Source organism: Bradyrhizobium sp. LLZ17, from assembly GCF_041200145.1.
In the GTDB taxonomy this organism is placed as follows: domain Bacteria; phylum Pseudomonadota; class Alphaproteobacteria; order Rhizobiales; family Xanthobacteraceae; genus Bradyrhizobium.
Map to the genome: position 1 here is coordinate 3,629,649 of NZ_CP165734.1, position 23,748 is coordinate 3,653,396.

General features: G+C 59.6%; 16 protein-coding genes and 3 pseudogenes. 5 read left to right on the forward strand and 14 right to left on the reverse strand.

The window, feature by feature from the left end; translation table 11 throughout:
* Positions 1-208 precede the first annotated feature (208 nt).
* The 3 genes from AB8Z38_RS17635 to AB8Z38_RS17645 form a co-directional block, all read right to left on the reverse strand.
* Positions 209-1,024, reverse strand: coding sequence for an enoyl-CoA hydratase-related protein (locus AB8Z38_RS17635; RefSeq protein ID WP_369726277.1), 816 nt, complete (start codon positions 1,022-1,024; stop codon positions 209-211).
* Positions 1,021-1,395, reverse strand: a complete 375-nt coding sequence (locus AB8Z38_RS17640) for a thioesterase family protein (protein ID WP_369726521.1) — start codon at positions 1,393-1,395, stop codon at positions 1,021-1,023. Before AB8Z38_RS17640 ends, AB8Z38_RS17635 begins: the two co-directional genes overlap by 4 nt.
* 89 nt (positions 1,396-1,484) lie before the next feature.
* The gene (locus AB8Z38_RS17645) at positions 1,485-2,069 is read right to left on the reverse strand and encodes a 3-hydroxyacyl-CoA dehydrogenase family protein (protein WP_369726278.1); all 585 of its coding nucleotides are present in this window, start codon (positions 2,067-2,069) and stop codon (positions 1,485-1,487) included.
* A gap of 80 nt (positions 2,070-2,149) precedes the next feature.
* On the opposite strand from AB8Z38_RS17645, the gene AB8Z38_RS17650 reads away from it, so the two are divergent.
* Positions 2,150-3,706 carry an ISL3 family transposase gene (locus AB8Z38_RS17650; protein WP_369726279.1) on the forward strand — a complete coding sequence of 519 codons (1,557 nt, stop codon included), beginning with the start codon at positions 2,150-2,152 and terminating at the stop codon, positions 3,704-3,706.
* Positions 3,707-3,812: 106 nt separating this feature from the next.
* On the opposite strand, the pseudogene AB8Z38_RS17655 reads toward AB8Z38_RS17650, so the two are convergent.
* From AB8Z38_RS17655 to AB8Z38_RS17675, 5 genes and pseudogenes are all read right to left on the reverse strand, one after another.
* Positions 3,813-5,385 (reverse strand): annotated as a pseudogene (locus tag AB8Z38_RS17655) (IS66 family transposase).
* A gap of 52 nt (positions 5,386-5,437) precedes the next feature.
* A complete protein-coding gene (gene tnpB / locus AB8Z38_RS17660) occupies positions 5,438-5,788 on the reverse strand; it encodes an IS66 family insertion sequence element accessory protein TnpB (RefSeq protein WP_369726280.1) in 351 nt (116 codons plus the stop codon).
* Entirely contained in the window at positions 5,769-6,248 is a 480-nt protein-coding gene (locus AB8Z38_RS17665; protein WP_369726281.1) for a transposase, read from the reverse strand. The genes tnpB and AB8Z38_RS17665 overlap by 20 nt, the downstream gene beginning before the upstream one ends.
* A 250-nt stretch (positions 6,249-6,498) precedes the next feature.
* The gene (locus tag AB8Z38_RS17670; protein ID WP_369726282.1) at positions 6,499-7,839 is read right to left on the reverse strand and encodes an aspartate aminotransferase family protein; all 1,341 of its coding nucleotides are present in this window, start codon (positions 7,837-7,839) and stop codon (positions 6,499-6,501) included.
* A gap of 791 nt (positions 7,840-8,630) precedes the next feature.
* Complete coding sequence (locus AB8Z38_RS17675; protein ID WP_369726283.1) at positions 8,631-9,824, reverse strand: M20/M25/M40 family metallo-hydrolase; 1,194 nt, start codon at positions 9,822-9,824, stop codon at positions 8,631-8,633.
* Positions 9,825-11,070: 1,246 nt separating this feature from the next.
* Between AB8Z38_RS17675 and AB8Z38_RS17680 the strand changes: the two genes are divergently transcribed.
* Positions 11,071-11,715: a hypothetical protein gene (locus tag AB8Z38_RS17680; protein WP_369726284.1), complete on the forward strand. Its 645-nt coding sequence runs from the start codon at positions 11,071-11,073 to the stop codon at positions 11,713-11,715.
* Between the two features lie 1,053 nt (positions 11,716-12,768).
* On the opposite strand, the pseudogene AB8Z38_RS17685 reads toward AB8Z38_RS17680, so the two are convergent.
* Positions 12,769-13,158, reverse strand: a pseudogene (locus AB8Z38_RS17685) (transposase); the annotation flags it as partial.
* Between the two features lie 229 nt (positions 13,159-13,387).
* Here AB8Z38_RS17685 and istA point away from each other — a divergent pair.
* Together istA and istB are read left to right on the forward strand one after the other, a co-directional pair.
* Entirely contained in the window at positions 13,388-14,899 is a 1,512-nt protein-coding gene (istA, locus tag AB8Z38_RS17690) for an IS21 family transposase (protein WP_369726522.1), read from the forward strand.
* Positions 14,900-14,913: 14 nt separating this feature from the next.
* Positions 14,914-15,666 (forward strand): IS21-like element helper ATPase IstB, encoded by a 753-nt coding sequence (istB, locus tag AB8Z38_RS17695; protein WP_369726285.1) that lies wholly within the window; start codon positions 14,914-14,916, stop codon positions 15,664-15,666.
* A 113-nt stretch (positions 15,667-15,779) separates the two neighbouring features.
* Here istB and AB8Z38_RS17700 read toward each other — a convergent pair.
* From AB8Z38_RS17700 to AB8Z38_RS17720, 5 genes and pseudogenes are all read right to left on the reverse strand, one after another.
* Positions 15,780-16,943: pseudogene (locus AB8Z38_RS17700) on the reverse strand (ISL3 family transposase); the annotation flags it as partial.
* A 622-nt stretch (positions 16,944-17,565) separates the two neighbouring features.
* Positions 17,566-18,390, reverse strand: coding sequence for an enoyl-CoA hydratase-related protein (locus AB8Z38_RS17705; protein WP_369726286.1), 825 nt, complete (start codon positions 18,388-18,390; stop codon positions 17,566-17,568).
* A 169-nt stretch (positions 18,391-18,559) separates the two neighbouring features.
* A complete protein-coding gene (locus AB8Z38_RS17710; protein WP_369726249.1) occupies positions 18,560-19,324 on the reverse strand; it encodes an enoyl-CoA hydratase/isomerase family protein in 765 nt (254 codons plus the stop codon).
* Positions 19,325-19,374: 50 nt separating this feature from the next.
* Positions 19,375-20,583 (reverse strand): CaiB/BaiF CoA transferase family protein, encoded by a 1,209-nt coding sequence (locus AB8Z38_RS17715; RefSeq protein ID WP_369726248.1) that lies wholly within the window; start codon positions 20,581-20,583, stop codon positions 19,375-19,377.
* 251 nt (positions 20,584-20,834) lie between these two features.
* Positions 20,835-21,860, reverse strand: coding sequence for a CoA transferase (locus tag AB8Z38_RS17720; RefSeq protein ID WP_369726287.1), 1,026 nt, complete (start codon positions 21,858-21,860; stop codon positions 20,835-20,837).
* Between the two features lie 495 nt (positions 21,861-22,355).
* On the opposite strand from AB8Z38_RS17720, the gene AB8Z38_RS17725 reads away from it, so the two are divergent.
* Positions 22,356-23,411: an extracellular solute-binding protein gene (locus AB8Z38_RS17725; RefSeq protein WP_369726288.1), complete on the forward strand. Its 1,056-nt coding sequence runs from the start codon at positions 22,356-22,358 to the stop codon at positions 23,409-23,411.
* Positions 23,412-23,748: the final 337 nt, after the last annotated feature.

Consider the following 23,748-nt stretch of genomic DNA (forward strand, 5'->3'; position numbering starts at 1 on the left):
CTTTAAGGAGGAAACGCTCTACAGAAAGCACGTCAAAGCGACAGTCACACCTCGGCAAACCTGCGGAGAAGATGTCGGCTCGACCACGCGGATCGCACTCACGTGGAAAAGAACAAATTGCGGACCGTTCACTGCAGGGGCATACTCAGGTGAGCGGCCGAGGAATCTCAGGAAGAGTGACGCCAAGTGCCTTCATAATGGGGCCCGCCTATCGCCCTTTCCAGATCGGCTCACGTTTCTCGGCAAAAGCGCGAGCACCCTCGAAAAAGTCCTCCGAGGAGGACATGCGCTCGTACATCGCCAAACCGGATTGACCGGGCTTCGTCAGCGCGAGCGCGGCTTGTGTCGGCATTGTCTCGATGTGCTTCAGCACCTCCTTCAGTGCCTGCAGCGCAAGTGGTGCGCCAGCAGCAACCTTCACGGCAAGAGCACGCGCGGCCTCGCGCAATCCGCCACCAGGGTGCACTGATTGGACGAGGCCCCAGCGCTGTGCCTCGGGCGCATCCATTCGCCGTCCTGAAAGCAGCATTTCGACAGCTACGTTGTAGGGCAGTCTGCGGGGAAGACGCTGTGCGGCGCCGGAATCGGCAAGGAAACCGCGTTGCATCTCGGGAAGCTGGAAGAAGGCGTGGTCCGCGGCGAGGATCAGATCGCATGCGAGTGCGATCTCGAAGCCGCCGCCCACTGCGGCACCATTGACAGCCGCGATCACCGGCTTCAACAGATCATGGTACTCGACAATTCCAGCAAACCCGCCGGGTCCGTGGCCTAGCACTGGGTCGGAATCGAGCCTTGGGTCAAACCCGGGTGCTGCCACTTCCTTGAGATCCCAGCCAGCCGAAAAAATGCGATCTCCCGCCCCGGTGATCACTCCGACGCGAAGCTCAGGATCCTGCTGGAGCTGACGGAGCGCGGCATATACCTCTCGGCTCGTCGCGCGGCTGATGGCATTGGCAGGTGGTCGATTGAGGGTGATCTCGAGTACTGGCCCGAGCCGTTCGATAATGACTGTTGGATCGCTCATGACCGAAGCCTTTCACGTCTGAGAGGAAGCTCGGGTCTCACATCGGGCGGTGGAGGGCCCATCGCTTTGAGCGCCGCCAGCACGTCGGGCTGGAAGGGCTGGACACGCCGTGTCGGCAAATGAAACGAGAGATTAACGGTTTCGATAGTCGCGGCGAGGCCGCGTCGTCCGATGATATGATGAAGCAGCTGGAAGCGCTTTTCGTCATAGGCGCAAAGCGCCGTTAGGACTTGGGTGGCATCGCCAAGGTGCAATTCGCCCAGGTAGCGCACCCGCGTTCCGGTTATTACAAATTCGTTGCCTTCGCGCTTATCGAAGCCCCGATCCCCGGAGAGCTCCTTCCACAGGCAGAGGGCGCCCTCATCGGCTATGCGTTAATAGACGAAAAAATTCACGTGGGTAAGTTCGTCGAGCCATCCGTCCTCAACTGTCCCCTCCCAGGTCACACGCCAGCCTTCCGTCATTGTGCCGCATGACCCTGAGACGGAGTCAGCACGGCCAAAGCAGCGCGGATGGAAGCTACACCCGCATCCCGTCTTGCGATCAGCTCATCCTGCCCGGCGGCGCCGATCCCGGAAAGAACCTCTTTGGCATAGCGCAGCAACAAAGCGGTATCAGGTTCGAATGAAGGAGGAGCGATGTAGCCGCTGCGCAATTCATTGGACAGGAGTTCCACGAACTCTGGATAGAGCGAGGTATCCCTCGCACCAAGGAAGAAAACGGCCGACGGTCCCATGACTGCCCAGCGGATGGCTGGCCCTGCCATGATCGCACGATCGAGTGTCGCCAAGTCAGCGATGCCCGGGCTCATCATATATAGAATCTCGCGGAAGACAGCGAACAGAACGCGATTGCCGATGTAGCCATCGATTTCCTTCTTCAACTCCACGACTTCGCAGCCTGTGCTACGGTAAATCGCGGCGGCCCGCGCAGCAGCCTCCGCGGCGCCGTCGCCGCCGGCGATCTCGACCAGCGGTACAAGGAAAGGGGGTTGAAAGGATGTCCAATCACGATCCGTTCCCCGTGACGGGCTTTTGCCTGTCAATCGGCGTTCAAATTTGGGTCTGACTCATTTCTGATGAAGTTTGCCAGGCGACTGTGGTTCTCAAACGGAGAATCAGCGTCATGCGGACGGGCTTTCAAATCTCATCGTTAGTACCGAGTGGTTTGGTGTTTGATGGTGTAAGTGATTCAATGGACTCGCTTATTCTGGCTGTTAGGTCGGCAGCTGCGGAGGCCCAGTGCCCTTTGTGCGCGACAGCATCGCGCCGAGTCCATAGCCGTTACATCCGGCACGTGGCCGATTTGCCATCAGCGGGCAGAAAGGTTCGCCTCCGATTGCTCACGCGGCGCTTCACATGCGAGGTGCCGCATTGCCGCCGACGTACCTTCGCGGAACGGTTCGGAGAAGACGTCGTTCCGCTTCGACGGCGTCGGACGGCACGGCTCGAACACATCGTCCATCACCTGGGGTTGGCGCTCGGCGGCCGGCCGGCAGCAAGCTTCGCCAAGCGACTCATGCTGCCTGTCAGCAACGATACCTTGCTGCGGGTGGTCCGACGGCGGACGGCGATGCCGATGGATCCATTGCTTGTTGTGGGTATCGATGACTGGGCGTTCCGGAGAAACCGTCGGTACGGGACCATCGTGTGCGATTTGGAGCGTCGGCGGATCGTTGCCTTGCTGCCCGACCGGGAAACGGCGACCGTTCAGGCGTGGTTGTCGAAGCACCCGGGCATCAACATTGTGTCGCGAGATCGCGGTGGTGGATATGGCGAGGCAGCAGCCAAGGCGCTGCCGCACGCCATCCAGGTCACCGACCGCTGGCATCTGATGGAAAACGCGAGCGCGGCCTTCCTTGATGCGGTGCGCCGCTCCATGAGCAAAATCCGAACCGCAATCGGGGCGACGACGATCGATCTTAAACTGCTGACCTGCGCGGAAAAGCTTCGCTATCAGGGCTATCTGCGGCGCCAGGACAGCCATGCCGCTATCGCGGCTCTTGTCAGCGACGGTGTGCCGCTCAAGGAGATCGTCCGCCGCACAGGACATAGTCGCAATCTGGTTCGCCAAATTAGTCGCGGCGGCGGTACCGATGTCTTCCGCACCCGTCAAAGCACCCTGCATGGGCACCTGCCGTTCCTGGACGCGCAATGGTCAGGCGGCTGTCGCAACGGTGCCGAACTCTGGCGCCGTTTGAAAGGGCAAGCCTTTAAGGGATCACTGCGCGTGGTGGCAGAATGGGCCACGCGACGGCGACGCGCCGAGACTATCAGCCGTCAACAATTGCAGAAGGTCCCCGCCGCCAGGACGATAGCGCAGTTGATGACGACGAAGCGCGACCACCTAACCAAGGCCGAGACCGTCACGGTTGCCGCTATTGAACAAAGCGTTCCTATGCTGGCCGATGCCCACGCTCTCGTTGGCCGCTTCCACGCGATGGTCCGAAAGAGGGCCGAGGTCGAGCTCGAATCTTGGATAGATGAATCCAAGCGGAGCCTCATTGGCTCATTCGCGAATGGCATCGCCAACGATAAGGGCGCGGTACACGCGGCAATCACGCAACCATGGTCCAATGGCCAAGTGGAAGCTCAGATCACCAAGCTCAAGCTGGTCAAACGGCAGATGTACGGGCGCGCTAAGCTCGATCTCCTTCAGGCTAGGCTGATTGGCGCGCCATAAAAACAAACACGATCATCGGATATGCGTCAGAGCCAAATTTGAACGCCGATTGACAGCCCGCGCTTTTGACGGATGGCCTTCGTATCGAGGGCGGCATCTGACCCGTTCAGGCAGCGGCGGTTTTGGGGAAGTTGAAGGGCAGCAGGTCGGTAATATCGGCGTCGCCCGCGCGCTGAGGCAATTCGGTGAGGACGTGGCGCAACCAGGCTAACGGCTCGACGCGTGAGGCGCGGCAGGTCAGCATCAGACTGTAGACGACGGCACTGGCCCTGGCTCCCTCGACGGTGTCGCTGAACAGCCAGCTCTTTCTGCCAGTGGCAAAAGATTCTGATATCGCGCTCCAGGAGATTGTTGTCGATCGGCATCCTGCCGTCTTGCGTGTAGCGCGTCAGATATTCCCATTGGTTCAGAGTGTAGGATACGGCATCGCCAAGCTTGCTGTCGGGCAAAGACCTTCGGGGCGATTTGATCGAGCCATTCCTTGAGGGCGTTCAGGACGGGAATGCTGTGTTGCTGGCGGAAGCGGCGAATGCATTGATCTGGCGTTTCGCCTCTGTCTGGTTTTTCGTCCCGCGCCTGCCTTTCAACCCGGTAAATCTGTTCGAAGAACCGCAGCGCCTGCTCGGGCGGACCGCCGCCCTTCTTCCTCGCCTTGAGGGCATCGACAAAGCGCCGTCGGGAGTGGGCCATGCATCCAATGTGGGTGGCCCCTTCCAGCGTGCGCCAGCGGTATAGCCGTCACTCATCACGATGCCACGGTAATCGCCGAGGAAGGCCTGCGGGTGGATCTGGCCGCGGCCCGGCTGATAATCCAGAAGAACGATGGGCTCGTGACTGCCCTGGCCGCTGCGATAAGCCCACATGTACGATGTGCTGGTGGCTTTTTTGTCCTTCTCCTTGAGGACCTGAACCGTCGTCTCGTCGCCATGGATGAGAGGTTGCAATCTGAGCCGCAGCTTCAGCGCGTCTGAGATGCGATGCAGATGCTTCTCGCTCGAGCCGATCACCCAGTGACCCAAAGCGCCGCGGCTGACAGGAACACCTGCGCGTTCGAAGGCCTGCGCCAGACGGTAGAGCGGCGTGCCATCGACATATTTGTGAACCAGCGCGAACGCCAGCGTTGAGGCCGTGGCAACGCTGCCCGGCAAGGGCTGCGTCGGCATCGGCGCGGTCACGACAGGGGCATTGATCCCGGTGCGATCGCAATGGCGGCACCCATATTTGAAGCGCACATTCTGTAAAACCTTCGCCTTCACCTCGATATGAAGTTGCTCGGTGACAGTCTCGCCCATGCGATGCATCTGGCCACGGCAGCAAGGACACGCCTTCTGATCGTCGGGCAGGTCATACTCGACCCGCTCACGCGGCAGGTTCGCCGGCAGCGGTCTGCGGCCGCGCTTCTTTCCCGTTGTGCTTTCGACGGGTGGCAAGCCCGTGTCCGGAAGTTCGACGATATTGTCCGTTTCGCTGCCGGCATCATCCTCGTCGGCGGCCTGCTCGGCTTCATTGAACAGACGGTCGACGTGCTTTTCGCTGCGCGGCGCAAAACGATGCAGGCGTGCCAGCGCCAGTTCTTCCTCGAGCCTGACGACGCGCTCCGTGAGCTGACGATTCTCCACCTGCAGCGCAGCAATGCGCGCCAACAGCGCTTCGACACTCGGTTCGCCGGTTCGATTCATCGGATTCTTGAATCTGAACCGTACCGACGCGTCAACCGCTCAACTCAAGAGCTCAGCCGGCAACCTGATATTGCCGCACCGGATGGCGGACCATCGCATCGATATCGATGCCGTCAAGTATCCAGTGCAATTGCTCGGTCGTCAGCGTGACGACCGCCTCCTGGGGCGCGGCCATCGGAACTTCCTCGGTCAGCCGCTTCAGGACCAGCACAAAGCCGGACCGGTCGAAGAACAGCAACTTCATCCGGTCGCTACGGCGATTGCAGAACGCAAAAACCGCCGGAGCGAACGGATCGAGCGCCATCGTCTCCTGGACCAGAACCGCAAGGCTGTTGATGCCAGCCCGGAAGTCGATCGGCTCACGGTGCAGATAGACCTGCAGGTCACCGCCCAGTCTGAACATGGCCCAGGGCTCCGATGATCGCCGTCAATGCATCCATATCGCCGCATTCCAGCGCGACCTTCACGCCGTTCGGCAGCGACGCGCTCACTTTGGCCGGAGAACAAAAAGCTGTAGTCCCCTTGGGTTCCGACACCCGCACTTCATCGCAAGCCGCCGGCAAACCCACCATCGCCACGCTGCTCCCCCGCGACAGGGCGCGATCGGATGCGGAAGCCCCCTCAAGTTGAACCGGGATGAACGCCGATGGGGAAGACCGCGGGAGAGACCTGGTCGCGGTGTGCTTCTTGATCCATTTCCGAAGCAGGTTCGCGTTGACCCCGTGTTCGAGCGCAAGTCTCGATACCGAAACGCCAGGCTCAAGACAACTCGCGACAAGACGCTCCTTCGATGCTGCCTCGTAGCGCCGGCGACCGCTCCGACCAACAAGCCTGACCTGCAGTTTCTGATCATCGTCTGCCATCACAAGGTGTCCACCTAATTTGGTGGACACCTCATGCATCAGAGCACTCAAAAGCAAAAGGTGCAGGGAAATTCGCGCTTACCATCAAACAATTGGCACGATACTGTGCCCAGCACATGCGCGAGACATGCAGGATGATGGGAATGCCGGCAGCTTATCGGGGATCGTGTGCATTTCGCGAACGCTGAGGTTCAACTCTGAGATCTAATTGTTGACATCGGCGATAGTCGCGAGGCGTGCACGAAGGGTGCTATATCTCCCGAGCTGCCTCCTCGGCCGCAGCAATTGTCGCGTCTACCACGGCATCGTCGTGCTCGGAGGACATCAACCATGTTCCTCTTTCAAGAGCTCTCACCCCGCGCCGGAGCAGCGCCGTCGTGAAGGCAACATAGCGTTTCTTGTTCGCCTTCGTCGCCTCACGATAGTCCCGAGGCGGCTCCGACATGTCGAGAGCCAGATTAAACATCTGCGGCAGGCCTGATACCACCGACGGCACATTAGCAGCCTGAAGCGCCTGCCGCAGTCCCTCCATGAGCCTTCGTCCCCGCCGCTCCATCGCTTCATAAACGCCGGGGTCGGCGAGTTCGTTCAGCGTGGCGACTACAGCCGCCATCGCGATTGGGTTCGCATTGTAAGTGCCGCCTTGGATGACGCCGCGTGCAAAATGGTCGAGGATTTCGGCACGACCAGCCACAGCGGCGACTGGGAAGCCACTCGCGACCGCCTTGCCAAAAATCGCTATGTCCGGGGTCACGCCGAAGCGAGATTGCGCTCCGCCGGCGGCGACCCGGAATCCCGTGACAACTTCGTCGAAGATGAGCAGCGTGCCGTTCTTGATGCAGGACTCTCGGACCCCCTCGAGATAGCCGGGCACGGGCAAGATGCCGCCCGAGTTGCACATTACCGGCTCCATTAGCACGAGCGCTACATCACCCGCCGCGAGACGCCGCTCAACCAGAGCTAAATCGTTCCACGGCAGCACAACCGTATGTTCTCCCGCCTCCGGATCTTGTCCACGGCTCCGTCCAACGCGGGTCGGCGCCTCGCGTGGGCCTACCTGGTCTAGCGGGGGCGCATTCGACCAAAGAATGTTGTCGCACCAGCCATGGTAGTGGCCTTCGAATTTGATGATGAAGCTGCGACCGGTAACGGCGCGAGCGAGGCGGATCGCAGCCTGCACTGCCTCCGTCCCTGATGAGGTAAAGCGCACGCGCGCGGCACACGGCACCATCCTACAGAAGAGTTCGCCTGCCTCGATCTCAGCGTCCGTCTGCCCCGCGTAGAGAATGCCCCGTTCGAGCTGTTCCGCGACCGCGGCCTTCACCGATGGCGGCGAGTGGCCGAGGATCATTGGCCCCAAACCGAGATAGTAGTCGATGAGCCGATTACCGTCGGCGTCAATCAAGTAAGGGCCTTCTCCCCGCTCGATCACAAGCGGCGTTGGCGAGCCACCAGCACGGAAGCTACTGTGAACGCCCTCGGGCGTCCAACGCGCCGCTTCCGCCATTCTGCGTTTTGATTCATCGAATTCGAGCGGCGCCCGTCCCGAAATATCTTCCAATCGACGTGCCAAATCTCCGCGATTAGCCATCACCGCCTCCCATTCCGGTCTGTGCCATGTGCCGGAAAGGCCTTAGAGCGCCAGTGCGGCTACACTTGGACAGCAGAGCGCCAGTGCGGCTACACTTCGACAGCTAGCCGCGTCATGCCCTACTGCATTCGCCAGTCCGATGGCACACGGCAAACGCGCCGGCCGCTGCGCCGATCTACAAGGCGGCATGCACCGAAACAAGGTAAATGGTATTCAAGAAGAATTTCGGCGATATTTTACTATTTCAAGCTTAAATTCTGCTTAAAACGGGGAAATGAGATGTTTTTCACGCAGGGTAGCCAAAATGGGGGCCTGCGTGAAGATAGACGATTGCAGATGCGCCGCGTGTTCGTCGTCAATTGGCGTCACGCGCTTCCTTCGATCGCATCGTCCCTTCCAGAACCCGGGACAATCATGCGCGCGATCCTGCGGAAACCACATTCAGCTTCTAAGCCCTCAAGCCGCTATTCGCTCGGAGATTTTCACCGACGAAAGCCAAGCGGCAACATCAACCCGGCGGGTGTTCTCAGGACCGCCTACCATACCATCCAAAGGCAGACTATCAACCCTGTTCAAAGTTGACCGAGCGGCAGGATCTTACGAAGCAAAGCGTCAAAAGAACAAGCCAGCGGAAGGCCGATGTAGGTCTAGATCGCACCGGGGGTCCGCAGCGACGCGCGCCGTTTGCGGGACGCGCGCCACATCTATGGTTCAAGCGCCGATCGAAACTATGCTCGCGAGCATTGTTCCCGAAAACGCCTGCCTTCGCCTTTGGACTTTGCACCTGAGGCTCAGGGCGTCCTTGCTAGCTGTAGTGCGAGCGCACACGCCCGGTCGTACTCGTCAAGATTGATCCATTCGTCAACCGTGTGCACTTCGTTCTGCCCCGCGCCGAACGTTACGGTCGGAACACCATGGCGGACAATCCAGTTCGCATCGAGCCCACCATTCGCGGACCGGATGTTCGGCGTTCCCCCGATGGCGGACACGGCCTCGATCGCGCGTTTGACTACCGGCAGGCTGTCCTTCATCCGGAACGGATAATAGTCGGTCTCTGCCTTGAACTTGACCCGTCCTGTCTTGCCGTCGCTGTTCTTGACGCGCTTCGCGGCTTTCTCGAACGCCGTCTTGTACGCGTTGGTGATCGCCCTGGCGAACTTCGCATCATGGCTGCGGCATTCTCCGCGCACATGCACGTAATCGGTGACGACATTGCTCGCTTCTCCGGCTGGGCGGCCGTCGCCGCCGGTAACGGGACCGACATTGCTCGTACCCTGCCGCTTGCCTTTCACCACCTTGCCGAACCAGCCGCCTGCCTTCACGTCGGCAAGAGCAAGCGCCAGGACCATGGTCGAACTGATCCCGCGCTCCGGCGCAACGCCAGCGTGCGAGGCGCGGCCAAAAATCTCGACCTGCCAGCGATCCGCGCCGACGGCGCCGATGCTCACGTTTGAAGCGGGGCCGCCGTCGTAGTTGAAGGCCATGACCGGCGAGCCGAGGTCCTCCGTTTTGACATGGCGCGCACCCCACAAGCCGCTCTCCTCCCTCACGGAGAACAGGATCGTGATCGGTGGATGATCGAGCTTCTGCCTCTTAAGCTCGGCCGCCAGCGTCACGAGAACGCCGCAGCCGCAGCGGTTGTCGCCGCCGAGCGCGGTCTTCGCCGCGTTGACGATCTTGCGCCCCGAGAGCTTCGGCTTCGCGCCGGCGCACAGCGGCACGGTATCCATGTGGGTCATGAACATGATCCGCGGATGGTTGTGCATCGCGCCGCGGCCGGGCAAATCGACAATGAGGTTGCCGGTCTCGGTCGGCACTGGAATGCGTGTGTTGGCGTCGTCGAGACGGATCGCGCCTGCCGGCACCCCGCTCTCCCGAAGCGCGGCAGCGAGCTCGCGCCCGATCGCTGCCTCCTTTCCGGTCACGCCTTCGATGGCGAGGAAGCGCATGAGGCGGTCCTTGGCAGCTTGAGTGTCGATAGGCATGATGTCTCCTCTTTGATTATCGGCGCTCGCAACCATGCTTCGCTGCACCGTGCTCTGCAAGGCTCGTTAACGCGAACTGCTGAACAATCTGGCACAGCGCGTTCTGCAACTCCTCCGTCGAGCTGCCGACGCTCGGACGAAGCGCTTGTCTCGGGCGAGCAACCGCGCGACATGTTTTGCGCCACGACTTCACCTCGTCACGTGCCGGTTGTCACGCGCGATCGCGGCGATCGACTGTAACCCGCGCGCTTTGAAATGCCGACGGCTTGGCAATCTCACATCGAGAAGGCGGCCTCAAATTCTTGCAGGCCGGCAGCTCGAGCCATGAATGCATCCGACGTCAAAATTCGTCGTGGACGAAAGTTCTTCGCAGAAATTGTGTATTCTCTGGCCGTTCTTCGCTGGTTTTGAGCTTTAACTCTCATTATGATATTTAATCAAAGAGTGGGAGCCATAGAGATGGTGAGAGCCTCAATAGCACGTGTGAACCGTAGTGCCGCAACGTCCGATCTCCCGACGTAATTCCAAACAATTTGGCTAAGCCAACCGTAAGTACACATTTCTGCTCAATAGCCGAGGCATTGGACCCGAGCTCAAGCGCGATGTAGTCTGAACGAACGACGCTTAATCGCGGCCCGCAGTTGTTTCCCTGCACGGAGTACCTGCGCAGGCTCGATGCGGTTAAATTGGAAGCGGCGCGTCGTGAGATTGATGCTCTAGTTGTGACCAACCAATCTCATGTCACGTATCTTACGGCGCCACACAGCCCGCTCATTCCTTGTTCGCGAAGGGCTCGTAATATCGATCAAGCAGGAGGAGCCAGTATTCTTTCTCCGTCGGATGGACGTGGCGGCAGCAATTTACCAGACGTTCTCGCCCGTTAGAAACTTGTCAGCTATTCGATCGGTAAGCCGTCCCATCGTCTACGTCGTGTGCACGAGGCGGAAGTCGCCGGTTTGGAGGCGGCGCTACTCGCGGACAGGGTGGGAGCAACTGCAGCGACCTCGCTGGAGCGTTCGATAGCGCGATCGGCAAATATGGGCTAGAAAAAAGAGAGTTGCTGTGGATTCGCCTTAGGCATTGGACAAAGCCAACTGCTAGCCTGCAAGGGCGGCGAACCGCTGACTAATGAACCCCGCAAACTGTTTGAGATCTAAATCACATGTCTTTGCTCAACCCCGCTTCTCTTGGAATCTTAGACCTCGAACGGGGACCTTCGCCGTGGACGCCACGACCAGGATCCCACATGCGTTCGGATACGTTTAATTTCCCGGTGATCCTAGAAACCGTTCCGGGCGCCTGGTCGGAAATCGTCATTCGTGGCGAACCCGCTCTTGAGCCCGCGTTCATCGCAACCGCGCGGCGCTTGGTCGAGCGGGGGGCCGTCGCAATAAGCGCAAACTGTGGCTTCTCAATTCGGCATCAGGCGGCCGTTGCTACGGCTGTGAATGTCCCTGTAGCGACTTCGAGCTTGCTGTTGTTGCCGATGTTGCTCAACCAGTGGCCGGCTCCGGCCAAAATCGCAGTGTTAACCTTCGACTCGAAGAATCTTGGGGAAGAACTGCTCGGCATCGACAACCCTGCTGAACGAACCAGGGTCGTGATCGGCGGCATTGAAGGTGGCGAGCTGTGGCGCAACGAGTTGAAACGCCCCCCCGTGCGGACGGATGTCGAATCCATTGAGAGCGATGTCGCTGCCTGCGTGACTCGGCTCCGCGCCGCGCACCCGGAGATCGCGGCGCTTCTGTTCGAATGCACAGCGTTCCCGCTGGTCACGCGAGCAATTCGCCGTATCACAAGGTTGCCCATCTACGACGTCGTGAGTCTCTGTCGGACGATGATTAGCGCCGTCGATGGTGTCACTTTGCCGGAGGCACCCCTGCAAACCTGAACGTCTTCGATGCTCGCACTGAGGAGGAAGTGCTCGTCCTCTTCGTCTACCCAGCTCGCTCATTTGTTGGGATGGATCGTCGCGTAGAGAAGGGGCGAGCGCTCCTAATCAAGAGGTTCCATTGCGCCTCAATGTAGCCGAAGAAGCCCATCGGAGAGCTTCCTCCGAAAAGGAGCGATTCGCGCGCAAACATTCAGGTCCACCCGGAGAGCAGCTCTGCCTGCCGCACTCAGGGCAAAACTGACTGCAGAGCGCATCGACCTCGCGCAGCATGAGAGCATCGGCTAAAGATGATCGCTGCCGTCGGCTGGAGCGGCGTCGGTTTTCCGGTCGGACATGGCGGCCCCGATTGGAGGACAGTCACTACTACCTTGTTCATGCGCCAACTGGGCTTGAGCCAATGCGAGCTCATCTCTACGTCTGCAGTGTGTTCCCACGCACGGGCATTGTCGATCGGAACGCTTTCTCGGGGCAGATTATCGCTGTGCGGCGTCGTAGCGTGGAAGCGGTCCGCGGCTTCTCGGCCGTGTCAAACTGCGCGACCCGAATAGGAATTTGGTGATCTTCCAGCCGTCCTTCTCGCGCACGAAGCTATTCCCGATCGGACCGGTTCGTGCTTGCCTCGTATCGCTGAGGACTGGACGGTGATGCCGGGCCGGTCCAGCTCTATGACCAGTCCGGTGACGCCCTGCTACTTGCGCGCGGCCTGGCCAGTCTCGATAGACAGAACGCACGGTCGGCAATAGCGGCGTTGCTGATGCAGATTTCGGATGCTGAAGGCGCTGAGACGCATGGAGACTGATGGCGTTGAGAAAACGCGATTGGAGCACCAAGGCGCCCTCCATTCCGGAGAGCAATATCTTATTCGCGTCCTCACTGAGGAGGTTGGGGGTAGAATCCATCTCGGGCGTAGCTCGGGTCATTTGGACGAGGTCGGCCGTCGGATGGCAGTGCGGAAGGCGCTTTTGACCCTTGGCACACACATCAATTCGTTTCGATGTCATTCGGCCTGCAATATTGGCTCTGACGCATATTCGATGATCGTGTTTGTTTTTAAGGCGCGCCAATCAGCCTAGCCTGAAGGAGATCGAGCTTAGCGCGCCCGTACATCTGCCGCTTAACCAGCTTGAGCTTGGTGATCTGAGCTTCCACTTGGCCATTGGACCACGGTTGCGTGATAGCCGCGTGCACCGCGCCCTTGTCGTTGGCGATGCCATTCGCGAACGAACCAATGAGGCTCCGTTTGGATTCATCTATCCAAGGTTCGAGCTCGATCTCGGCCCTCTTTCGGATCATCGCGTGGAAGCGGCCAACGAGAGCGTTGGCATCGGCCAGCATAGGGACGCTTTGTTCAATAGCGGCAACCGTGACGGTCTCGGCCTTGGTTAGGTGGTCCCGCTTCATCGTCATCAACTGCGCTATCGTCCGGGCGGCGGGGACCCTCTGCAATTGTTGGCGGCTGATGGCTGCGGATTCCGATTTATTCCGGCCGGGTATTCCGACTTGAAGCCGGCCACCGTTCCGATTTGAAGCCGGTGAAACCGGCCGGCATTCCGATTTGAAGCCGGCCGGGGTTTTGGAAGTCGGCGTTTTCGTTTGGGTCAGTCCCTCAGGCATCAAGTCCCTCGTTGATCAACGGGGGAAGCGGATGCCGGCCAAGAGAGAACTGACCATGCGACAGATACGACAGATGCTGCGGCTTGCCCGTGATGGGGTGAGCGCCCGGGAGATCGGGCGCACGCTCGGCGTGGCGCGCAGCACCATTCAGGACAATCTCAAGCGTGCCTCGACTGCCGGGCTGGCGTGGCCTTTGGCGGGCGATCTGACCGACGCCGTTCTTGAACAACGTCTGTTTGCCCATGCCGGCGTCAGGCGCGGCTTCCGCCGGCGAGCTGAGCCGGATTGGGCCTCGCTGGCCTGTGAGCTGAAGCGGCCTGGCGTCAATCTGATGGTGCTGTGGGAGGAGTACCGGGCGGTCCACCCGGAAGGATATGGCTACAGCCGGTTCTGCGATTTATTCCGGGAGTTCGAGCGGCGGCTGTCGCCGACGATGCGGCAGGACCATCCGGCCGGCGACAAGGTCTTTGTCGATTACTCCGGCAAGAAGATCATGATCGTCGATCGTGCAACCGGGGTCGTGCGTGAAGCGGAGATCTTCGTCGCCGTGCTTGGCGCCTCCAATTACACCTACGCCGAGGCGAGCTGGACGCAGACACTGGCGGACTGGATCGAGGCCCATGTCCGCATGTTCCGGTTTTTTGGCGGGGTGCCGCGGCTTGTCGTCCCTGACAATCTGAAGTCGGGCGTGCACCGGGCCTCATTCTACGACCCTGAAATCAATCGCAGCTACGGGATGATGGCGTCCCATTACGGCGTGGGCATCCTTCCGGCACGGCCAAGAAAGCCCCGGGATAAGGCAAAAGTGGAGGCTGGAGTGCGTTTTGCCCAGACCTATATCCTCGGGCGACTTCGCCGGCAGACCTTCTTCTCCCTGACCGAGGCGAACGCGGCAATCGCCGCCGCGCTGGAGCGCATCAACGCGCACGTCATGCGCCGGATTGGCGTCAGCCGCCGACAATTGTTCGAGACCGTCGAGAGGCCTGTCCTGGCGCCGTTGCCGGATGCCGACTATCAGGTCGCGGAATGGCTCTTGGCCCGCGTCTCGCTCGATTATCACGTCGAGGTCGACGGCTTCTTCTACTCAGTTCCACACGGCCTGATCCGGGAGCAGGTCGACGTTCGCGCCACCACCCGGACCATCGAGTTGTTCCATCGGGGTTTGCGTGTTGCGGCTCACCAGCGCCGTTATGGTGGCCGCCGGCACGGCACCGACCCCGATCACATGCCCAGTGCGCATCGGCGTTATGCCGAGTGGACTCCCGATCGATTCCGGCGTTGGGGGCGGTCAATCGGGCCCAACACCGAGGGGCTCGTCCTCGCCATCCTGGCCAATCGGCCTCATCCCGAACAGGGATTCCGGACCTGCCTGGGCGTGCTTCGGCTGTTCAAGGATATTGATCCCGAACGCGCCGAGCTGATCGCGGCCCGCGCGGTCGCAGTCCGCGCGCTGACCTACAAGAGCATCGCCTCCATCATCGCCAACAAGCTCGAACGCGGTTCTCACGACACCGAGGACGCGGTCATCGAACATCCCAATCTGCGCGGCCCCGGTTACTTCCATTGAAAGGATTATCCAGCATGCTCACCCATCCCACCCTCGACCTGCTGCATAGCCTCGGTCTCCACGGTATGGCCAAAGGCTTCAAGGACCTCGATGCCCAGTCCGAAGCGCGCAGCCTCGAACACGCTGAATGGCTGGCGTTGCTCCTCGAACACGAGAAAACGCTGCGCCAGCAAAAGCGGTTCGAAACCAGAGCTCGAGCCGCCAAGCTGCGCCATGCCGCCTGCGTCGAGGATGTCGATTACCGCGCTATCCGCGGCCTCGACCGCGCGCTCTTTCTAAAACTCGCCGCCGGCGACTGGATCCGGGCACGACATAATCTCCTTGTTACCGGGCCGTGCGGCGTCGGCAAGAGCTGGCTCGCTTGCGCCCTTGGCAACAAGGCTTGCCGAGACGACTTCTCAGTTGCCTACCATCGTGTACCGCGTCTCTTCGCCGCGCTCGCACTCGGCCGCGCCGATGGCCGTTACACCAAGATGCTGCGCGCTATCGCACGACTCGATCTGCTGATCCTGGACGACTGGGGACCAGAACCTCTCGACGCCGATCAACGCCGTGATTTGCTCGAAATCGTCGAGGATCGCTACGAATCCCGCTCGATTATCGTCACCAGCCAGCTGCCCGTCGATCGCTGGTACGAAATCATCGGAAACCCCACCATCGCCGACGCGATCCTCGATCGCCTCGTCCACAATCCCTACCGCATCGAACTCAAAGGAGAGAGCCTCAGAAAGCAGAAGCAAACCGCTCAAGATCAACCGGTCTCTTGACCTTCCCAGCCCTCAACGACATCATGAAATTGACCCATGCGAACGACGCCAAGGGTGGCCGGCTTCAGATCGGAATACCCGGCCGGCTTCGAATTGGAATGCATGGCCGGCTTCGTCGGAATCCGCATGATGGCCTCGGCGCGTCGCCGTCGCGTGGCCCATTCCGCCACCACGCGCAGTGATCCCTTAAAGGCTTGCCCTTTCAAACGGCGCCAGAGTTCGGCACCGTTGCGACAGCCGCCTGACCATTGCGCGTCCAGGAACGGCAGGTGCCCATGCAGGGTGCTTTGACGGGTGCGGAAGACATCGGTACCGCCGCCGCGACTAATTTGGCGAACCAGATTGCGACTATGTCCTGTGCGGCGGACGATCTCCTTGAGCGGCACACCGTCGCTGACAAGAGCCGCGATAGCGGCATGGCTGTCCTGGCGCCGCAGATAGCCCTGATAGCGAAGCTTTTCCGCGCAGGTCAGCAGTTTAAGATCGATCGTCGTCGCCCCGATTGCGGTTCGGATTTTGCTCATGGAGCGGCGCACCGCATCAAGGAAGGCCGCGCTCGCGTTTTCCATCAGATGCCAGCGGTCGGTGACCTGGATGGCGTGCGGCAGCGCCTTGGCTGCTGCCTCGCCATATCCACCACCGCGATCTCGCGACACAATGTTGATGCCCGGGTGCTTCGACAACCACGCCTGAACGGTCGCCGTTTCCCGGTCGGGCAGCAAGGCAACGATCCGCCGACGCTCCAAATCGCACACGATGGTCCCGTACCGACGGTTTCTCCGGAACGCCCAGTCATCGATACCCACAACAAGCAATGGATCCATCGGCATCGCCGTCCGCCGTCGGACCACCCGCAGCAAGGTATCGTTGCTGACAGGCAGCATGAGTCGCTTGGCGAAGCTTGCTGCCGGCCGGCCGCCGAGCGCCAACCCCAGGTGATGGACGATGTGTTCGAGCCGTGCCGTCCGACGCCGTCGAAGCGGAACGACGTCTTCTCCGAACCGTTCCGCGAAGGTACGTCGGCGGCAATGCGGCACCTCGCATGTGAAGCGCCGCGTGAGCAATCGGAGGCGAACCTTTCTGCCCGCTGATGGCAAATCGGCCACGTGCCGGATGTAACGGCTATGGACTCGGCGCGATGCTGTCGCGCACAAAGGGCATTGGGCCTCCGCAGCCTCTGACCGAACAGCCAGAATAATTGAATCCTCTGAATCACTTACGCCATCAAAGACCAAACCACTCGGTACTAGCGATGAAATTCGAAAGCCTGTCCGCATGGCGCCGATTCTCCGTTGAAGAACCACAGTCGCCGGCGAACTTCATCAGAAATGAGTCAGAGCCAATATTGCAGGCCGAATGACAGCGGGCGTCACCGTGGGGAGAAAATCGCGCTTACGTTTGATGAACAGTTCGCCTTCGTTTTGCGGTGGCCGATGAACTGGTCAAGAAACGCTCGCGTTGTACGCAGTGTTGAACACACAAGGTGCATTGACCCACAGCATACCCAAGCGTGTCGTGATGAAACCACGACGCGGCTTGTTTCTTCGGTACGTGAACGCGCCGATGACCCGCTGCTATTCTTGGCGCGACTTCCACACTCGCCTTACAGCTTGCACGAATGCGTCATAACGAACGAGGCGGGTCTGGCGCGCCGCTTTCTTGCCTGCAGCAAAGTCATCGCTCGAAACTACGAAACAACCCGAAAAGCCACCGCACCACCCCAAGCCTTCAGCCTCCAAACAAAAGATCGCGAGCTCAGCATTTCTATCGGCGCGAAATTCACTTTCGTGCGGTGGATGAAGCAGCGCCGACGGAGGTCGATCTGTGCAAGCTGGGTGTTTCTGCGGTCGGGCGCAGTCAGTATTGCCGACCTGTCCAGACTACAGGATCGTGAACTAATTAATGTCCCTCGAAAGAGGGGCTTCGCTTATCCGCGAACGCACGCACGCCCTCCTTATGGTCAAGGGTTACTTTCGTCCTGATTAGGTTCCCGGCCTCATATGCGACCGACTCAAGAAACGTGGAGGTCATGGCGTGATCCAGATTATCCTTAATAAAGCCGAGCGCGACCGGAGGACCTTCTGCAAGAGAAGCCGCAAGCGCAAACGCAGTCTCGCCCAAATCTCCATCTGACACCACGCGGTTGACAAGGCCGAGCGCTTCCGCCCGCCGCGCATCAATGCGCTCTGACAGAAACATAAGTTCGCGCGCGCGGGAGAATCCGACCACTCTCGTCAGCAGCCAGGCCAAACCGCAGTCGCCCGACAATCCGATGCGCGCAAACGCGGTGGTGAAAAAGGCGGACTGTGCGGCAATGCGGATGTCACAGGCTAGGGCTAGCGCAAGGCCCGCGCCTGCCGCCGGACCTGGGATAGCCGCGACAGTCGGCTTCCTCGTCGCGACCAGCGTACCAGTCAACATTCGACCTTCTACGATGAGATCTATAACGCGCTGTTCGAAATCTGGTTCGGGCGTTGCCGAACTCTGCCCCATGTCTTTTACATCACCGCCAGCGCAGAAGGCGGTCCCCGCACCGGTGATAAGAATCGAGCGAACCTTCGGATCCTCGCCCAAGCGTTCGATCAACTTGCCCATTACCGGAAGCAGGCGGTTCGGAAAAGCGTTCCGCGCCTCAGGCCGGTTGAGCGTGACGATAGCTACGCTGTTGCGGATTTGCGCCAGCAACTCATGTGTTCCCGTATCGATTTCCAGTGGTTCAGACATGCCTGTTCTCCATGTACATTGCTGCAGGGCCACCAACTTGCCTCCAGGGTTGCCAGCCTTGGACGAGCCCACCGTTAAGGTTTCGTGTTGCCGACGTCCCGATGCTTGATCCGGCGGGAGATCGGAAGCCAAGGCGACGATGACTGCGACGTGCGGCTAAGGTGCCGCCTCACTTGCCTCGGAATTGCGGCGCCCGCTTCTCTGCGAAGGCCGCCGGTCCTTCCTTCCCATCCTCAGTCGCCATCAGCACACGGTTGAACATCTGTTCCATGCGCAGAGCCGTCGCCAGATCGGCGTCGCGGCTGCGCAGCGCGAGCTCCTTCGCCGCCTGCACCGCCAGCGGTGCGTTGAGGGAGATGTGGCGCGCGTAGTCGATCGCAGCCTCCATCAGCTGCGATTGCGGGACCACCTTGTTTACAAGTCCCCAATGCGCCGCGCTCCTTGCATCTATCGAATCCCCCGTCAGGAACATTTCCATGGCAATCGCATGCGGCAATTGACGATACGCGTGCGACGTGACCCCAATTAGGCCACGCTTGACCTCCGCGAAGCTGAAAGTTGCGTTCTCCGATGCAATGCGTATGTCGGTCGCGAGCATCAGCGTCATGCCGCCCCCCAAACAATAGCCGTTGATTGCAGCGATGATGGGCTTCCAGACCTCGATCCCATGATCAAGCCGCTGATCACGTTGCGTCAACCACATCTCATCATAGCCCGGTGGGTCCGTGAGCACGCTCTTGATGTCGGCGCCCGCAGTGAACGAGCGGTCGCCCGCACCAGTAACGACGGCAACGCGGATTTCCGCATCGTCCCGCACGCGGCACCATGCCTCTGCCAGCGCATGGTAATGCTCGGCGTCCAGAGCGTTCAACCGCTCTGGGCGGTTGATCACGATGGTGCAAATACCCTTTTCGACCGCGACATCAATCGGCATCTAATCATCCTTTCACGTGCCTCGGATGCAATTTCAAGCGCTATTATCGTTCACGTTAGTGCGCCGGTTTCTTTCAATGCCGCGATCCGATCCGACGAATAACCCAGAAGCTCACGCAGAACATAATCATTATCGCGGCCAACAGTGGGAGCGCAGAGATCATAGCGGGCGGGCGTATCCGAAAGCTGGTAAGGCGCGGATTCGATTACTGCCTCGCCCATAACCGGGTGCGGTAGGCGGACGAGATAGCCCCGGGCCTTCAGCTGGAGATCGGATACAATCTCAGGACTCGAGGCTACGACATGTGCGGGAATGCCGTGTCCCTGCAACTGCTCTTCGATGACTTCTGCGTGGTGGTGTCGGGACCAATCCGAGATGACAGCTTCTAGTGCATCTTCATTCGCTTTGCGCGCGGCTAGTGTATTAAAGCGAGGGTCCTGCGCCAGATGGGCCTGCCCCATGAGGGCAGCCAACCGGTTCCATTCTACATCGTTGCGCGCGACGATCGCCACCCAGCGATGATTGCCGCGGGCTGGGAACACGCCATGTGGCGCAAAGGCGGGATCGCGATTCCCAATTGCCCCGGCAACGTGTCCACTTTCGCAGTAATGCGCGATCTGGGGTGCAAGGAATTCGATGGTCGCTTCGGTTTGTGCGATGTCGATCAGCATCCCCTCCCCGGCGCGTCTTCTATGATCGAGGGCCGCCAGTAACATGAAGATCGAAAAGCGGGGCGCGACCAAATCGGTATAAGGTCCAAATTGTCCGATGGGAGGCTCGCCCGGATTTCCGGTCAACGACAAAAAGCCCGTAAAGGCTGCGCCGGCGCTGCCGAACCCCGCGGTCTTGCCTAACGGCCCGCTTTGTCCCATCAGCGACGTGCTAAGCATGATGACGCGCGGGTTGAGCGCTCGCAGGGCTTCATAATCCAGGCCCAAGCGGGTCATCGTTCCTGGTGAAAAGTTTTCGACGACCACATCGGCCCATGTTGCGAGCTCGCGCGCGACGGCGCGCCCCTCGTCGCGCGAAAGATCGAGAGCAAGGCCCAATTTTCCAGCGTTGTAATTTTCAAAGCTGGTGGATTGTCGCGCGTCGAACTTGCCGTTCGGGTATGGGCCGTAGTAGCGTGAGAAGTCCAATCGCTTGGCCGACTCGACCCGAACGACGGTCGCGCCGAAATCGGCGAGCGCTCGTCCGATCATGGGTCCCGCTACGACCCAGGCAAAATCGAGTACCCTCAAACCCTCAAGTGCGCGCATCAGACGACCCCATCGCGTCTCAGTTGCGCAATGCGCTCCGGCGCGAGTCCGAGGAATCCCTCGTAAACTTCGTCATTGTGCTCGCCCAAACGAGGCGCCGGGCTCGTCCGTACGTGACTCGGAATTGAGGTCAGGGCAAAACGACCTGGCAGCGTGCGTTGTCGGCCACTCTCGTTGAGGGTGTCAAAAAAAGCCTCGTGCGATCAGATGCGGGTTTTCGCTCACCTCGGCAACTGTGAAGGCCGGCGACATCAAGATCCCTCACCCGAGGCAACCTCCATAAGTTCGCGTTTGGTATAACAGGCGAAGCAGGCTACGATCGCCGCGCGCGCCTGCTCGACCTGTCGCTTGCTTACTTTTCCGGTTTCAATTAGCTGCGGCAATTCGATCCAATCCCATTCAGCCACCCCTGAAGGAACCACCCCGTTGCCGCGCATCCATTTGAAAAGATTGTTCGTGAAGCGGCCCTCGGATCCATCGCGGAGATACATATGCACAACTCCGTCTTTCACCTGCCAGATGACTCGCCGTCTGCGCAAGCCGCTCAGATGCGGTTCCACCGCCTCCAAGGGAATGTCGATCGAGTAATTCTCATGGCCAACGGCAGCCGCCAAGTTGGCCGAACACGTAGTCATTGCAACGCTTTGCTGTATTGAGATGTCCACATGCTGGCCTTCTCCCGTTTTGTTGCGAGCAAAAAGGGCAAGAAGCGCGCCCGAGGCCGCATCGGCGCCAGCGTGTAAATAAGATTGAGGCACGCTGATCCTGAGGGGTTTGCCGCGATCGTCGCAATTGGGCCCAAGCGGTCCGGCCGCCGCCCAGACGATCAAGTCGCTATCCAAATATCTTGCCTTGGGACCATTCGATCCGAAGGGTGTGATGGTGACGTGCACGAGGCGCGGATTGATCTCTTTTAGCGCATCGAAGCGGAGCTCTGGGTGTAGCGCCGCGCCTTGGCTTTCGAATAGCACATCGGCCGTGGCAACAAGCTGATGCAAAAGCGAGCGTCCTTCGGCGCGATCGAGCGCACACGTCACGCCACGCTTTCCAGACGCATAGGCAGACCAGTAGAGAGAATTCTCGCCCACCGGCGCATCTTGCGCGAATGGCGGGACATTTCGGCCCGGCGAACCCCGCGGCGGCTCAACCTGGATGACGTCGGCGCCGAGACGACCGAACATCGCGCCCGCTATGAGGCCCCGCTCGTCGGTAAGATCCAGCACGCGATAGGGCGCAAGAAAGCCCACACTCTTGGTCGACGTTATATTCTCCGTCATGAGCCCTTTACGATTCCGCAGTCCGAACGTTAGTGAAATGCTTTTGAGTGATACTAATCTTCCCCTGCTTTGATAAACTGCGTTTAATCCGCTGAAGTCGCCGAAACTCTGCTTTCTTTCGGTGAAATTCGAACATTTCGTACCCTGCCAAGATGCCTCATTGTCGTAAAGTTTGCCGCCGTGTTCCGATTTCCTGGCTTCGACGTCTAAGCAGATGTTCACAAGTCGGACGGTCAGCGTTGGCCGAAATGTCCCTCGCGGATGCGAGTCACCCGTTCGGCGGAGCCTTTGGGGTGGCGACGCCAAGCGAGGAACCAGCGGTTGCCGCTCACGATGGCCCTGACTTATGCGGAACTATTGGACGGTTGAACCAGCGCAATGCGCCGCTTAGATTGCAGAGTTTCTGCGGCTTGAGCGCTGTTTTCGCTGCCTTTGAGCGCCGGGTCCCCTCATAATTTCCAAACGTGATGCTTGCGTCTGGGAGACTAAACGGCCATGGGAAAAGCGAAATCCACATCGTTCGCTGACGATCAAGTGCGGTGTGCGGGCGCCTCCGGCGTAGACAGTGTTCAGACCATCACTGCATCGGAATGGGGCGGAGTCCATATCGAGTCAATCAAGAAGATTGCAGACGAGCAGTCGGACGTAGACATTAACTGGCAAACCATCGCTGGCGCCATCAATATTTTGCCCAAAATTAGGGCCGCGTGGCCGCAGCCTGGCATAGATTTGGTGGCAGGGTACGAGGCTTCGTTTCAAGAAATCGCACGCCAAAACTGGGCCGAGCCAGTCACCGCGGCGAACGTTCCGAACATCGTGGACGTTCCAGAGAAGCTACTGATGAAAGATAGCGGCGGCAACATCATAAACATTCCCCGAACAATAACCGCAACCTTGTGGTTCTGCCGACAGGATATCATGCCTTTCGAGATCACTCAGCTAGACGATCTTTTGGACCCTCGGCTCAAAGGTAAGATTTGTTTTCCAGCCCTCACCATCAACTCTGGTCTTCAATTACTATCCTTGGCTCTCTACCAAGGCGGCGACGAGAGAAACATCGAGCCGGCGTGGGAGTTCATCAAAAAGTTAGCGCGCAGTGGGAATATCGGTCGCGTCGCAAAATCAGGCTCCGAGGTCGTGAACACAATCAGTTCAGGCGAAAGCTGCCTAACCTTTGAATGCGGTACCCACGCTATCGAATTGGCCCGCAAGTTCAAGATCCGATACCTGATCAAGATGGATCCGCAGAAGACGGGGTTCTGGACATACCTCGCTCACCACGGATGGTGCGTCCTGAAAGGTGGGAACACGGATGCCGCGTTCAAGTTCGCAAATTTCGTCATTGGTCCGGAGCGAAACGCGGAGTTTAATCAGCTCGTCGGAGGCATACCTGCCAACATCAAATCGAAAGTCTCTGACGAAGCCAAGCTCCTAGCGTTCAACAACGAGGAAATCGAGCGATATACATATATCCCCGATTGGTCTTATCTAACAGAACAGTCGGGTGCCTGGTTGGATCGCTGGGAACAGGAAGTTGCGCCCCTGCTCTAGCCGAAGAGATCCAGGTACGTTCCGAGGCGTGCGGCTGGGAAGAATAGGTGGCAGCGCGGGACGGACTTGGTATTTCGTGCTCCTCATCCCTTTTCGCACTCTGCCGAAAAGCCGACTTCAGCCGCGAGCCGACATCTCTGCCGCCAGGACTTGGACGACGGGCAAGACAGGTACTCAGATTGAGGCTCTGGCCTTAGAAGCGGGGACATGAGTGTGTTCGGAATCTTGTAAGGCACATCCAGGCGAGCCTTGGGCGCGCTCAGAGTGCAATCTGCGTAACCTCACCAGACCGAGATGCATTCTTCTGGTCCTGATTTGACATCGGAGGAACATCCGG

Excerpts from the sequence above, each read along its gene's own strand:
- AB8Z38_RS17635 (WP_369726277.1), bottom strand. The coding sequence starts at position 1,024 with ATGAGCGATCCAACAGTCATTATCGAACGGCTCGGGCCAGTACTCGAG.
- AB8Z38_RS17650 (WP_369726279.1), top strand. The coding sequence starts at position 2,150 with ATGCGGACGGGCTTTCAAATCTCATCGTTAGTACCGAGTGGTTTGGTG.
- tnpB (WP_369726280.1), bottom strand. The coding sequence starts at position 5,788 with ATGTTCAGACTGGGCGGTGACCTGCAGGTCTATCTGCACCGTGAGCCG.
- AB8Z38_RS17665 (WP_369726281.1), bottom strand. The coding sequence starts at position 6,248 with ATGGCAGACGATGATCAGAAACTGCAGGTCAGGCTTGTTGGTCGGAGC.
- AB8Z38_RS17670 (WP_369726282.1), bottom strand. The coding sequence starts at position 7,839 with ATGGCTAATCGCGGAGATTTGGCACGTCGATTGGAAGATATTTCGGGA.
- AB8Z38_RS17675 (WP_369726283.1), bottom strand. The coding sequence starts at position 9,824 with ATGCCTATCGACACTCAAGCTGCCAAGGACCGCCTCATGCGCTTCCTC.
- AB8Z38_RS17680 (WP_369726284.1), top strand. The coding sequence starts at position 11,071 with ATGCGTTCGGATACGTTTAATTTCCCGGTGATCCTAGAAACCGTTCCG.
- istA (WP_369726522.1), top strand. The coding sequence starts at position 13,388 with ATGCGACAGATACGACAGATGCTGCGGCTTGCCCGTGATGGGGTGAGC.
- istB (WP_369726285.1), top strand. The coding sequence starts at position 14,914 with ATGCTCACCCATCCCACCCTCGACCTGCTGCATAGCCTCGGTCTCCAC.
- AB8Z38_RS17705 (WP_369726286.1), bottom strand. The coding sequence starts at position 18,390 with ATGTCTGAACCACTGGAAATCGATACGGGAACACATGAGTTGCTGGCG.
- AB8Z38_RS17710 (WP_369726249.1), bottom strand. The coding sequence starts at position 19,324 with ATGCCGATTGATGTCGCGGTCGAAAAGGGTATTTGCACCATCGTGATC.
- AB8Z38_RS17715 (WP_369726248.1), bottom strand. The coding sequence starts at position 20,583 with ATGCGCGCACTTGAGGGTTTGAGGGTACTCGATTTTGCCTGGGTCGTA.
- AB8Z38_RS17720 (WP_369726287.1), bottom strand. The coding sequence starts at position 21,860 with ATGACGGAGAATATAACGTCGACCAAGAGTGTGGGCTTTCTTGCGCCC.
- AB8Z38_RS17725 (WP_369726288.1), top strand. The coding sequence starts at position 22,356 with ATGGGAAAAGCGAAATCCACATCGTTCGCTGACGATCAAGTGCGGTGT.